Source organism: Streptomyces sp. NPDC046379, from assembly GCF_055587785.1.
This window is the reverse complement of sequence record NZ_JBVJFP010000010.1, coordinates 183,672-196,006: the sequence shown is the minus strand read 5'-3', so window position 1 is coordinate 196,006 and position 12,335 is coordinate 183,672. Positions and strand designations below refer to the sequence as shown.

Genomic DNA, 12,335 nt, shown 5'->3' with positions numbered 1-12,335 from the left:
AAGGGCACGGCCGGCTTCGATCCACTGCTACGGGGCTACTTCAGACGGGCCATCAGGGCGTGCTCGACGAGCGTGATGAGCGCCGACTTGGCGTCCGAGCGGTGCCGGGCGTCGGTGGTGATGATCGGCGTGTCGGGTCCGATCTGCAGCGCCTCGCGCACCTCGTCCGGCGAGTACGGCTGGTGCCCGTCGAAGCCGTTGAGGGCGATGACGAAGGGCAGGCCGCTGTTCTCGAAGTAGTCGACCGCGGGGAAGCAGTCGGCGAGCCGGCGGGTGTCGACCAGCACGATCGCGCCGATGGCGCCGCGGACGAGGTCGTCCCACATGAACCAGAAGCGGTCCTGACCGGGGGTGCCGAACAGGTACAGGATCAGGTCCTGGTCCAGGGTGATGCGGCCGAAGTCCATCGCCACCGTCGTGGTGGTCTTGTCCCCGGTGTGGGTGAGGTCGTCGATGCCCGCCGAGGCGGACGTCATGACGGCCTCCGTGCGCAGCGGGTTGATCTCCGAGACGGCGCCGACGAACGTGGTCTTGCCCACGCCGAAGCCGCCCGCCACCACGATCTTGGCCGAGGTGGTGGCGGTTCTCGGTTCAGAGCTTGCGAAGGCCACTGAGCACCCTTTCGAGCAGTGTCACGTCGGGGGCGCCGCCGTTGCTCTCGTCGCCGCCCGGCTGGTGGACGGCCACGAGGCCGGCCTCGGCGAGGTCCGCGACGAGAATCCTGGCCACGCCGAGCGGCATGGAGAGCAGCGCCGAAACCTCGGCGACCGACTTCACCTCGCGGCACAGGTGGCAGATGCGCTGGTGCTCCGGGAGCAGTCCCATGAGCGCTGCCGGGTCGGCCGTCGTGCTGATCAGCGCCTCGAGGGCGAGCTGATAGCGAGGCCGGGTCCGGCCGCCGGTCATCGCGTACGGACGTACCAGCGGCTGGTCGCCCTCGTCCCCGTACGGATCTGTGTACGGATCATGAGAGGCGGTGGGCGGGGTCATGAATCCTCCGGGCGGGACAGCAAGTTGGTCAGTCGTGCCGTCTGACTGGGGCCGGTGGGGGGATTGTGGCGGCCGGACGGTGATTTGGTGAGACGGGTGGATCCGGGCGGGTCAGTGAAGCAGACTTCCTTGCAGTTCGGCGCGCAGGTCGGGCGTGAGCACCGCGCCCGCGCGGTCGACCAGCAGCGCCATCTCGTAGCCGACGAGACCGATGTCGCACTCGGGGTGCGCGAGGACGGCCAGCGACGAGCCGTCCGAGATGGACATGAGGAAGAGGAATCCCCGCTCCATCTCGACGACGGTCTGAGCGACCGTGCCGCCCTCGAAGATCCGGGACGCCCCCGCCGTCAGTGAGGTCAGTCCCGACGCGACGGCCGCGAGCTGGTCGGCGCGGTCGCGCGGGAAGCCCTCCGACATCGCCAGGAGGAGACCGTCGGCGGAGACGACGACGGTGTGGGACACCCCGGGGGTGTTGTCCACGAAGTTGGTGATCAACCAGTTGAGGTTCTGTGCCGCCTGGCTCATCTGGCTCAACTAACGCTCCTGCTGGTGAGTGGGGCTGGGGAAGCTGCCCGTCTGGCCGGAACCGGCCTGGCGGCCCTGTGCGATGCCCCGGCGGAGGTTGGTCAGCCGGCCGCGCACGTCCTGTGGGGCGCGCGAGACCTGCGGACCGCTCTGGTGCTGTTGCTGCTGAGCCGTGCCCGGGACGAGGTTCGCCCGGGGCACCCGGCGCGGCAGGCCGGAGGTGGTGACGCCGCCCGCGGCCGGCTGCCGTACGCGCTCCGCCTGCCGGACGAGATCGTCGTTCGGCGAGCTGCGCCAGGCAGGGGCGGCGGGACGCTGGGGGGACGCGGGGGCCTGCGGGGCCGGCGTCAGGCCGGGACCCTGCGGCTGCTCGGGACGTCCCTGCGGGGACTGCTGACCGGGCCGGCCGGCCTGGCCCGCCTGGCCGTTCTGGTCGGCCTGGGCGTTCTGACCGCTCTGGCCGTTCTGGTCCGCCTGGCCCTGCTGGCCGCGGAACCAGTTGGTCTCCAGCGTGTCGTACAGCGGGGTGCGTCCGTCGCCGGGAGTCGGCGCCGGCGGCAGCGCCTCCGGCTCCTGGCGGACGGGCCGCTGCGGACGCTGCGGCACCTGGCGCTGCCCGAAGTCGCCCTGCGGCCGCTCGAACCGGCCGGTGGCGGAGGGGTCCTGCGGGGCGCCGGGCAGGGCGTGCCGGCCCGTGGTCGAGCCGTCGTGGCCCTGCGCGGGGTACTGGCCGGTAGCCCCGTTGTCGTACGTCGGGACCGCCGGGTACTGGCCGGTGGATCCGTTGTCGTACGCCTGCGGCGCCTGCGGGGCGACCGGCGCGGCGAACTGGCCCGTGGAACCGTTGTCGTAGCCCTGCGGGGCGGCGAACTGGTCCGTGCGGGACGGGTCGCCGAAGTCGCCGGCGGTGTTCTGGTCGTTCTGCGCGTTCTGGCCGGTGCCGCCGAAGAGGTCCTGGCGGGCGAACCGGCCGGGGCCGGCCGCGGTGTCGGGGCCCGGGCGGGGGTAGTCGCCGGCGCCCTGGCCGATCACCGGGATCTCGGCGGTGGCGCCGGGGCCCTGACGGTCGTCGACGCGCGGCAGCCGCGAGGTCTGGGAGACGTCCGGCTCGTCGTGGCCGCGGGGGGCGTCCAGCGCGTCGCGCGGGACCGGCGGCCGGGCGTTCTCGTCGCCCCAGCTCGGCACCCGCTGCTGCGGGCCGCCCGGAAGCTCGGCGCGCGCCCCGCCCCGCGGCGGCAGCTGCCTGCCGCGACGGCCGGTGCCCTCGCCGGCGCCGCGCGGCGGCACGGGACCACGGGCGTCCTGACCCTGCGGCGCGCCGGCGGACTGCATGCCCTGAGCGGCACCCGCGCCCGCCGGGCGGCCCTGCTGCGGGTTCTGCTGAGGGGACTGCGGCTGCGCCGGACCCTGCGGCCCGCGCGCGTCGCCCGGTCCGCCCGGACGGCCGCCCGCGTCGCGGCCCGGCAGCGCGGCCCGCGGACCCTGGCCGGCGCCGAGCCGGCCACCGCCGGCCGCACCCGCGCCCAGCGCCCCGCCGGGGGCCGGCGCGCCGGCCCCGAGGGGACCGCCGTTGTTGCGGCGGGCCGCCGCCGCGCCCGCGGCGGCCTGCGCGGCGGCGGGACCGCCACCGCCGACCGGACCGCCCGGACCGGGCTTGCCCTGCGGCTTGCGACCGCCCTGGGCGACGTCCACGGGCAGCATGACCAGCGCGGTCGTGCCGCCCGAGTCGGACGGGCGCAGCTGGATGCGGATGCCGTGGCGCTGCGAGAGGCGGCCGACCACGAACAGACCCATGCGGCGGGAGACGGAGACGTCCACGGTGGGCGGCGAGGCGAGCCGCTCGTTGATCGCGGCGAGGTCCTCGGGCGAGAGGCCGATGCCGGTGTCGTGGATCTCGATCAGCACCCGGCCGTCGGGCAGGGCGTGACCGGTGACCTTGACCTTGGTCTGCGGGGAGGAGAACGAGGTGGCGTTCTCCAGCAGCTCGGCGAGCAGGTGCACGAGGTCGTTGACGACGCGGCCGGCGACCTCGGTGGTCGGCACCGAGGCCAGTTCGATGCGCTCGTACTGCTCCACCTCGGAGGCCGCGGCGCGCAGCACGTCGACCAGCGGGACCGGGCGGGTCCAGCGGCGGCCGGGCTCCTCGCCCGCGAGGACGAGGAGGTTCTCGCCGTTGCGGCGCATACGGGTGGCGAGGTGGTCGAGCTTGAACAGCGAGGCCAGCTGGTCCGGGTCCGCCTCGCGGGACTCCAGCTCGGAGATCAGCGACAGCTGGCGCTGGATCAGACCCTGGGAGCGGCGCGAGAGGTTGGTGAACATCGCGTTGACGTTGCCCCGCAGCAGGGCCTGCTCGGCGGCGAGGCGGACCGCCTCGCGGTGCACGTCGTCGAAGGCCGCGGCCACCCGGCCGATCTCGTCGCGGGAGTGCACGCCGACCGACTCCACGGAGGTGTCGACGTCCTGCGGGTCGGCCTCGGACAGCTGCTTGACCAGCTCGGGCAGCCGCTCCTGGGCGACCTTGGTCGCGGTGTCCTCGAGGCGGCGCAGCGAGCGGATCATGGACCGGGCCACGACGAAGGCGCCGACCAGCGAGACGCCGAGCACGAGCAGGATGAGCGCACCGGAGATGATCGCCTCGCGCTCGGACTCGTTGCGCAGCTCGCGCGCCTTCTGCTCCATGTCCTCCAGGAGCCGGCGCTCGATGTTCTTCATCTGCTGGATCTTGGTGGAGCTGTCGTCCACCCAGTCGCGGTAGGAGCGCTTGTCCAGTCCGCGCAGGCCGTTCTGCCGGCCCAGCGCGCGGCTGGCGTAGGTGTCGGTGGCCTCGATGATCGCGTTGCCCTCGTCGATCGGCTTGAGGAGTTCCTCGGCGCCGTCGCCGTAGATGCTGGTGAAGCTGCGGATCTCGGAGGTCTGGCTCTGCAGGGCCGACTCGGCGTAGAGCCGGTCGTTCTCCGACAGCTCGCCGTAGGTGGTGTTGTTCGCGGGCAGGGCCGCGGCGAGGACCGCGCGCTGGATCGACGCGTACTCCTTGGCGTTGGAGAACGCCGCCAGCGCGCGGGTGCGCTGGATCATCTCGGGGTTGCTGGTGGCCTCGGCCATGTCCTGCGAGAGGTCCAGCAGGTGGGTGACGAGGCGGTGGTAGGCCTCGACGGTCTGCGTGGAGTTGCGCTCGGCCTCGTAGGCGTTGTTGCGGATCTCGTTGAGGCTGTTGAGGTCGCGGGCGATGCCGACGAGGCTGTCGCGCACACCCTGGAGGTTGCCGTCCTTGCTGGCGGCGTCGACCTCCTCGGAGGCGTCGAGGAAGCTGTCCAGCGCGAGGTCGGTCTTGTCCTGGTAGCCCTTGACCGTGATGCGGCTCGACGTCGAGCGGTGCGCCAGCGGGCCGGCGGACTGGTCGCGCTCCTCCTGGAGGGCGGCCGCCAGTTCGGTGGCCTGCTTGGTCATCTCCGTCAGCAGCTTCATGTTGTCGAGCTGCTGCATGTCGTCCATCGACTGGCTGATGCGCAGTGCGCCCAGCGAGGTGGCCGCGACCACCGGCAGCGCCAGCAGGGACACCAGTCGGGTGGAGATGCGCCAGTTGCGCAGGGCTATTCGCGGCCCGGGTCCGCTCACGCCCTGCGGCGGCTTCACCGCCGGGACGGAAGCCGCCGGACCCGGCGTCGTGGACGCACCGGGGCGCCCGGAGCGCCCACCGCCGTCACCGGACGGGGCCGGGGCCTGGCCCTGGGCGTGCTGGGGCGAGGAACCGCGGTCGGTCCCGCCACGCGGCTCCGGCTCCGCCGAAGCGCTGCCATCCCTCTTGAAACGTCCCTGCACTAGCGTCGCAACCTCTGGACCAGGCGCCCCTCCGCGTGAACGGAAGGACGGTGTCGGCGTCGTCGGGAGCGCCCTGAATACGCTCCCGGGTGGTCGTGAGTGACCGGCGCTGGTTCCCCCATTCTCGCCGCCACTCGGCGCTGTCTCGCGCCCCCTGCGCGCCGGCTCGATCCTGCAGCGGTCCGTGGAATTCCAGCACAGTGCAGGATCTCCAACAAGGCTTGTTGGTCAGGCTGTGACCTCCGTGACAGGGCGTGAGTGATGTGTGACGAGGTGTAGAGCGACGTCTGCCTTATAGCGGACATAACGTCGCCAGTCGCCCGGATGGGCGGGGTGTCCCAGTCGCCATGATCAGGAGCGGAATGACAGGTTCAGGCCCGGAATGTCTTCTTTGCCGCCCCGAAGCGCCCGTCGGAATTGACCGGTTTGAGCCGGTGATCGTGAGCAAAATCACACCAAAAAGCCGGACACTTCACGCCCCCGGCAGGGAATCGGATGTTTAGCCTGACGCTTTACCGGAGGCGTCAGCCGGACAACCTCCGCCCACCGCGCCATGAGAAGGGCCCCGGCCCCCGGCGCCTTCACACGACAGGGTTCACTACTACCGTGAAGACGACGATGATGTTCCGCAAGATCGCCAACCCGCGGCGCACGACGCTGGCGCACCTCAAGGCCGCCGACGAACTGCAGACCCCGGCGCAGCCGGAGCACCCCGTCGACCTGCCGGCCCAGACGGCCAACCCCCGCCGCACCATCCTCAACGAGCTGCCGACCTCGGCCTCCGCCGGGAAGTAGACGGGGAGCAGACGGCAAGCACGCCCGTGCGGACCCCGTGTCCGGACGGCCCCCGCACGATACGGCACCACACGCGCCACCGGGGCGCCTCGCGCGACGTCATGCGCGGGGCGCCCCGCCCGTGCCGCGTTAGCCTGGAGCGTCAGACTCCAGCCGCTTCAGTCAAGGGGCCAAGCATCCCGTGCGCATCGCCAGGTTCTCCATCGACGGGAACGTCGCCTTCGGCGCGGTCGAGGGCGACCAGCCGGACCAGCTCGTCCTCGACATCATCAAGGGCATCCCGTTCGCGGACTTCGAGCTGTCCGGCACCAAGGTCCCGCTGAGCAAGGTCCGGCTGCTGCCGCCGGTACTCCCCAACAAGGTCGTGGCCTTCGGCCGCAACTACGCCGAGCACGCCCGCGAACTGGGCAACGAGGTCCCCGACGCGCCGTTCGCCTTCTTCAAGCCGTCGACCTCCGTCATCGGCCCCGGCGACGACATCCAGTACCCCTCCTTCAGCGAGGAACTGCACCACGAGGCCGAGCTGGCCGTGGTCATCGGCCGGATGTGCCGCGAAGTCCCGCGCGACCGCGTCGACGACGTGATCCTCGGCTACACCTGCGCCAACGACGTCACCGCCCGCGACGTCCAGAAGCGCGAGAAGCAGTGGGCCCGCGCCAAGGGCTTCGACACCTCCTGCCCGCTCGGCCCCTGGGTGGAGACGGACCTCGACGTGGCCGCCGCCTCCGACCTCACCCTCCAGCTCACCGTCAACGGTCAGCAGCGCCAGCTCGGCCGCACCAGCGAGATGATCCACCCCATCGAGGATCTGATCGCCAACATCTCCGAGGCCATGACCCTGCTCCCCGGCGACGTCATCCTCACCGGCACCCCCGCGGGGGTCGGCCCCCTGAACGTCGGCGACGAGGTCGCCGTCACCATCGAAGGCATCGGCACTCTCACCAACAAGGTTGTCAAGCGTGGCTAGCGCACCCGGCACTCCAGTACGCGTCCGTTTCTGCCCCTCGCCCACCGGTAACCCCCATGTGGGCCTGGTCCGCACCGCGCTGTTCAACTGGGCGTTCGCCCGGCGCAACGGCGGAACCCTGGTCTTCCGCATCGAGGACACCGACGCCGCCCGCGACTCCGAGGAGTCCTACGAGCAGCTGCTGGACTCGATGCGCTGGCTCGGCTTCGACTGGGACGAGGGCCCCGAGGTCGGCGGCCCGCACGCGCCGTACCGCCAGTCGCAGCGCATGGACCTCTACAGGGACGTCGCAGCCAAACTGCTCGACGCCGGCCACGCCTACCACTGCTACTGCTCCCAGGAGGAGCTGGACACCCGCCGCGAGGCCGCCCGCGCCGCCGGAAAGCCGTCCGGCTACGACGGCCACTGCCGCGAGCTGACCGCCGCGCAGGTCGCCGAGTACCAGGCCCAGGGCCGCGAGCCGATCGTCCGCTTCCGGATGCCCGACGAGACGATCACCTTCACCGACCTGGTCCGCGGCGAACTGACCTTCACCCCGGAGAACGTCCCCGACTACGGCATCGTCCGCGCCAACGGCGCTCCGCTGTACACCCTGGTGAACCCGGTCGACGACGCCCTCATGGAGATCACCCACGTCCTGCGCGGCGAGGACCTGCTCTCCTCCACCCCACGCCAGATCGCCCTCTACAAGGCGCTGATCGAGCTGGGCGTCGCCAAGGGCATCCCGCAGTTCGGCCACCTGCCGTACGTCATGGGCGAGGGCAACAAGAAGCTCTCCAAGCGCGACCCGCAGTCCTCGCTGAACCTCTACCGCGAGCGCGGCTTCCTCCCCGAGGGCCTGCTCAACTACCTCTCCCTGCTGGGCTGGTCCCTCTCGGCAGACCGGGACGTCTTCACGATGGACGAGATGGTCGCGGCCTTCGACGTCGCGGACGTCAACCCCAACCCGGCCCGCTTCGACCTGAGGAAGTGCGAGGCGATCAACGCCGACCACATCCGGCTGCTGGACGTGAAGGACTTCACCGCCCGCTGCGAGCCGTGGCTGAAGGCCCCCTTCGCCCCGTGGGCGCCGGAGGACTTCGACGAGGCCAAGTGGCACGCCATCGCCCCGCACGCGCAGACCCGCCTCAAGGTGCTCTCCGAGATCACCGACAACGTCGACTTCCTGTTCCTGCCGGAGCCGGCCGAGGACGGGGCGAGCTGGGCCAAGGCGATGAAGGAGGGCTCCGACGCCCTACTGCGCACGGCCCGCGAGAAGCTGGAGGCGGCCGACTGGACGTCCCCGGAGTCGCTGAAGGAGGCCGTGCTGGCCGCCGGCGAGGCCCACGGACTCAAGCTCGGCAAGGCCCAGGCCCCGGTCCGCGTCGCCGTCACCGGCCGCACGGTCGGCCTGCCCCTCTTCGAGTCCCTGGAGATCCTGGGCAAGGAGAAGACCCTCTCCCGCATCGACGCGGCCCTGGCGAAGCTGGGGGCGTAACGGGGTCGCGGCACGGGACCGCGGGGCGGCCGGTCAGACGGCCGCCGCTCGCCCTGCCGCGCCCGCTCCGCCGCAGGCGGGCGGTAGGACGTACCGTCCCGCTCGCATCGCCGACGCGCTCCCGGCCGCCGCCGACGGTCGCCCCGCGGTGCGGCCCCGGCACGCCGCGCGCCCGCACGACCCGGCCCCCGCATCCCGCGGACGCGCCCGCCCCGCCCGCGTTACCGTCGGGGCATGGACATACGGGCGGTGGTCTGGGACGTCGACGACACGTTGTTCGACTACACGACCGCGGACCGCGCGGGCATGGCCGCGCACCTGGCGGCCGAGGGCCTGCTCGACGGCCACGAGAGCGTCGAGCGGGCCCTCGCCCACTGGCGGGCGGTCACCGACCGCCAGTGGGCCCGGTTCGCTGCCGGTGAGGCGGGCTTCGAGGAGCAGCGGCGCGACCGGGTGCGGGTCTTCCTGGGGCAGGAGCTGACCGACGCGGAGGCCGAGGCCTGGTTCGCGCGCTATCTCGCGCACTACGAGTCCGCCTGGGCGCTCTTCCCGGACGTGCTGCCGGCCCTGGACGCGCTCGCCGCCGGCTACCGGCACGCCGTGCTCTCCAACTCCAGCCTGCACGTCCAGGACCGCAAGCTGCGGATGCTCGGCGTCCACCACCGCTTCGAGACCATCCTGTGCGCCGCCGAGCTGGGCGTCTCCAAGCCCGCCGCCGGGGCGTTCCTGGCGGCCTGCGAGGCGCTCGGGCTGCCCCCGCGGCAGGTCGCGTACGTCGGCGACCACCCGGAGATCGACGGCCGGGGCGCGGCCGAGGCGGGGCTGTGGTCGGTGTGGATCGACCGTGACGGTGCGTACACCTGCGACGACACCACGGGCGGGCCCTGCCGCATCGCCTCCCTCGCGGAACTCCCGGCCGTCCTCGCTTCGGAAACCCGTTTTGGAGCCCCGTCCACCTTCGGGTAATGTTCTTCCTGCGCCGCCGGAGAGCGGGCCGAAAGGCCGGGAACCGGAAGCGCAAACGAGAACAAAGACCCCTCCGGGGCTTGCGTTCCAGTGGCCTATGGTGTAATTGGCAGCACGACTGATTCTGGTTCAGTTAGTCTTGGTTCGAGTCCAGGTAGGCCAGCTCGCAGAGCTCATCTGCACTCGCGGATCACATCCGCAAGCCCCCGTTGTGTAGCGGCCTAGCACGCTGCCCTCTCAAGGCAGTAGCGCCGGTTCGAATCCGGTCGGGGGTACTGGTCCCGCTCGCGGGATCGCTAGGGCCCCCGTTGTGTAGCGGCCTAGCACGCCGCCCTCTCAAGGCGGTAGCGCCGGTTCGAATCCGGTCGGGGGTACTGACTGGTCTAAACCACATTGGTCTATGGTGTAATTGGCAGCACGACTGATTCTGGTTCAGTTAGTCTTGGTTCGAGTCCAGGTAGACCAGCTCGGATCTGCGGAAACGCAAGATCCTCGCCCCCGTTGTGTAGCGGCCTAGCACGCCGCCCTCTCAAGGCGGTAGCGCCGGTTCGAATCCGGTCGGGGGTACAAGACGACCGATGGGCCCCCACTACGGTGGGGGCCCATCGGCGTGTCCGGCCCCGTGTGCCCACGGCCGAACGGAGCCCCGCGGGCCCTGGTGGTCCGGGTCTCCTCGGCCCGCCCCGCGTCTCATCTCCCGCCGAACCGGCGCCGCGACTCCTCCGCCTCCGCCAGCCGGCGCAGGGCCAGCAGCACCGGCTCGTAGAGCACCGTCAGCGCCACCGCCGCCTCCACCTGCTCGTCCGGTGCGCCGCCGTAGCGCTCCACCAGATCGAGATCGTTGACCGCGAGCCGCGCCAGCGCACGCGCGTACGGCTCCAGATCGTCGACCTCGCAGGGATAGCCGAGTCGCTCCAGCGCGGCCACGGCGGTCACCAGCATCCCGTACGCCGGCGCGTCCGGCTTTCCGGGCTCGGGGCCGTACGCCCAGCCCAGCCGCTCCAGCAGCGCGTCCGCGCGGCGCCGGGCCGTCGCCGTCGCCGGGTCCGCCTCGTCCGCCGCCGGGCCGTGCGGCAGCGCCCACACGGCCGTGCCCAGGCGCTCGTTGTGATCCAGGGAGTCGTCGTCCAGCGCCTCCAGCACTTCACGCGCGGAGGCCACCGAGACCCCGCCGACCTGGATCAGCGCCCGCACCAGCCGCAGTCGGCGCAAATGGCCTTCGTCGTACTCGGCCTGCGTGGCGGTGACCCGGCGGCCCGGTGGGAGCAGACCCTCGCGCAGGTAGAACTTCACCGTGGCCGTGGCCACCCCGCCGCGCCTGCTCAGCTCCGACAGCCTCATCAGCCGCTCGACCCCTTCGATGGACCCACTTGCGCCCCCGCTTGGAGAGTGTCACTATCCAATCATGGATAGCGGCACTATCCAATGTGCCGTGACAAGGGGAGCAGTGGAGGTCGGACATGGGTGACAAGCCGATCGCCGGACGGATGACCGCGGACACGGACCGGGACGTCGTGGTGTTCCTGATCGGGATGCGCTTCAACAACCTGCTCGCGCCGCGCAGTTGGTGGCCCGTGATGCGGGCCATGCCGCGCATGCTGCGGGAGCTGTCCCAGGAGAGGGGGCGCGGCCTGCTCGGCTTCCAGACGCTGCTGGGGCCGCGGGTGCTCTACGTCGTGCAGTACTGGGAGTCCACGGACAGGCTGCTCGCCTACGCCTCGGCCGGGGACGGGGAGCACCGGCCCGCGTGGGCGGCGTTCAACCGCCGGGTGCGCGAGGGGAAGGACAAGGTCGGCTTCTGGCACGAGACCTACGCCGTGCCGGCCGGCCACCACGAGGCGGTCTACGTGAACATGCCCGCCTTCGGGCTGGGCGCCGCGACCGGGGTCGTGCCGGTCGGCCGACGGGGCGAGCGCGCGGCCGAGCGGCTCCGGTCGGCGTGAGAAGGGCGTCGTAGACGTCGCGTCGTGGGGGAGGGGAGAGACGCGCTCCGGGACCTGCCGCGGCGTTGAGGCAGGCCCTGTCGCGTGTGCCGGCGCCGGGCTCAGTTGGAGCGGCGCAGGGCCTCGGAGAGGCGGGCGGCGGCGTCGATGACCGCCTGGGCGTGCATCCGCCCCGGGTGGCGGGTCAGCCGCTCGATGGGGCCGGAGACCGAGACGGCGGCCACCACGCGGTTGGACGGACCCCGCACCGGCGCCGAGACCGACGCCACGCCCGGCTCGCGCTCGCCGATGGACTGGGCCCAGCCCCGGCGCCGTACGCCCGACAGGGCCGTGGCCGTGAAGCGGGCGCCCTGCAGTCCCCGGTGCAGGCGCTCCGGCTCCTCCCAGGCCATGAGGATCTGCGCGGAGGAACCGGCCTTCATCGTGAGCGTCGAACCGACCGGCACGGTGTCCCGCAGTCCGGACAGGCGCTCCGCCGCGGCGACGCAGATGCGCATGTCACCCTGGCGGCGGTAGAGCTGCGCGCTCTCGCCCGTGATGTCGCGGAGGTGGGTGAGCACCGGGCCGGCCGTGGCGAGCAGCCGGTCCTCGCCGGCCGCCGCGGCCAGCTCCGACAGGCGCGGGCCGAGGATGAACCGGCCCTGCATGTCGCGCGCCACCATACGGTGGTGTTCCAAGGCCACGGCCAGGCGGTGGGCCGTGGGTCGTGCCAGTCCGGTGGCCGCGACCAGACCCGCGAGGGTGGCCGGACCGGACTCCAGAGCGCTCAGGACGAGGGCCGCCTTGTCCAGAACGCCGACGCCGCTACTGTTGTCCATGCAACGATACTTGCGTCTCACTCTGTGAAACGCAA

The 12,335-nt window shown here is 72.0% G+C and carries 11 protein-coding genes and 5 tRNA genes; 10 read left to right on the top strand and 6 right to left on the bottom strand.

Annotated elements, in window-relative coordinates; all coding sequences use genetic code 11:
* Window positions 1-35: 35 nt before the first annotated feature.
* The 4 genes from ACZ6KF_RS19385 to ACZ6KF_RS19370 form a co-directional block, all read right to left on the bottom strand.
* Window positions 36-611, bottom strand: a complete 576-nt coding sequence (locus ACZ6KF_RS19385; protein ID WP_469158965.1) for a GTP-binding protein — start codon at window positions 609-611, stop codon at window positions 36-38.
* Window positions 592-990 carry a DUF742 domain-containing protein gene (locus ACZ6KF_RS19380; protein WP_356630142.1) on the bottom strand — a complete coding sequence of 133 codons (399 nt, stop codon included), beginning with the start codon at window positions 988-990 and terminating at the stop codon, window positions 592-594. Before ACZ6KF_RS19380 ends, ACZ6KF_RS19385 begins: the two co-directional genes overlap by 20 nt.
* Window positions 991-1,101: 111 nt before the next feature.
* Window positions 1,102-1,515 carry a roadblock/LC7 domain-containing protein gene (locus ACZ6KF_RS19375; protein ID WP_037654657.1) on the bottom strand — a complete coding sequence of 138 codons (414 nt, stop codon included), beginning with the start codon at window positions 1,513-1,515 and terminating at the stop codon, window positions 1,102-1,104.
* A gap of 9 nt (window positions 1,516-1,524) precedes the next feature.
* Window positions 1,525-5,334 carry a sensor histidine kinase gene (locus ACZ6KF_RS19370; protein WP_469239356.1) on the bottom strand — a complete coding sequence of 1,270 codons (3,810 nt, stop codon included), beginning with the start codon at window positions 5,332-5,334 and terminating at the stop codon, window positions 1,525-1,527.
* A gap of 606 nt (window positions 5,335-5,940) precedes the next feature.
* Here ACZ6KF_RS19370 and ACZ6KF_RS19365 point away from each other — a divergent pair.
* The 9 genes from ACZ6KF_RS19365 to ACZ6KF_RS19325 all read left to right on the top strand — a co-directional run bounded on the left by ACZ6KF_RS19365 (window position 5,941) and on the right by ACZ6KF_RS19325 (window position 10,106).
* Window positions 5,941-6,129 (top strand): hypothetical protein, encoded by a 189-nt coding sequence (locus ACZ6KF_RS19365; RefSeq protein WP_356630138.1) that lies wholly within the window; start codon window positions 5,941-5,943, stop codon window positions 6,127-6,129.
* A 181-nt stretch (window positions 6,130-6,310) separates the two neighbouring features.
* A complete protein-coding gene (locus ACZ6KF_RS19360) occupies window positions 6,311-7,096 on the top strand; it encodes a fumarylacetoacetate hydrolase family protein (protein ID WP_356630136.1) in 786 nt (261 codons plus the stop codon).
* Window positions 7,089-8,573, top strand: coding sequence for a glutamate--tRNA ligase (gltX, locus tag ACZ6KF_RS19355; protein ID WP_469239354.1), 1,485 nt, complete (start codon window positions 7,089-7,091; stop codon window positions 8,571-8,573). The genes ACZ6KF_RS19360 and gltX overlap by 8 nt, the downstream gene beginning before the upstream one ends.
* 234 nt (window positions 8,574-8,807) lie before the next feature.
* The gene (locus ACZ6KF_RS19350) at window positions 8,808-9,539 is read left to right on the top strand and encodes an HAD family hydrolase (RefSeq protein WP_469239352.1); all 732 of its coding nucleotides are present in this window, start codon (window positions 8,808-8,810) and stop codon (window positions 9,537-9,539) included.
* 91 nt (window positions 9,540-9,630) lie between these two features.
* A tRNA-Gln gene (locus ACZ6KF_RS19345) sits at window positions 9,631-9,702 on the top strand.
* 39 nt (window positions 9,703-9,741) lie between these two features.
* Window positions 9,742-9,814, top strand: a tRNA-Glu gene (locus tag ACZ6KF_RS19340).
* A gap of 26 nt (window positions 9,815-9,840) precedes the next feature.
* Window positions 9,841-9,913 (top strand) — tRNA-Glu (locus tag ACZ6KF_RS19335).
* Window positions 9,914-9,933: 20 nt separating this feature from the next.
* A tRNA-Gln gene (locus ACZ6KF_RS19330) sits at window positions 9,934-10,005 on the top strand.
* A 28-nt stretch (window positions 10,006-10,033) separates the two neighbouring features.
* Window positions 10,034-10,106 (top strand) — tRNA-Glu (locus tag ACZ6KF_RS19325).
* A gap of 123 nt (window positions 10,107-10,229) precedes the next feature.
* Here ACZ6KF_RS19325 and ACZ6KF_RS19320 read toward each other — a convergent pair.
* Window positions 10,230-10,880 (bottom strand): MerR family transcriptional regulator, encoded by a 651-nt coding sequence (locus ACZ6KF_RS19320; RefSeq protein ID WP_469239350.1) that lies wholly within the window; start codon window positions 10,878-10,880, stop codon window positions 10,230-10,232.
* A 119-nt stretch (window positions 10,881-10,999) separates the two neighbouring features.
* On the opposite strand from ACZ6KF_RS19320, the gene ACZ6KF_RS19315 reads away from it, so the two are divergent.
* On the top strand, window positions 11,000-11,482 hold the full coding sequence (locus ACZ6KF_RS19315) for a DUF4188 domain-containing protein (protein WP_469239348.1): 483 nt from the start codon (window positions 11,000-11,002) through the stop codon (window positions 11,480-11,482).
* 101 nt (window positions 11,483-11,583) lie between these two features.
* Here the strand turns inward: ACZ6KF_RS19315 and ndgR are convergent, their stop codons facing one another.
* Window positions 11,584-12,300 (bottom strand): IclR family transcriptional regulator NdgR, encoded by a 717-nt coding sequence (ndgR, locus tag ACZ6KF_RS19310; RefSeq protein ID WP_356630126.1) that lies wholly within the window; start codon window positions 12,298-12,300, stop codon window positions 11,584-11,586.
* Window positions 12,301-12,335: the final 35 nt, after the last annotated feature.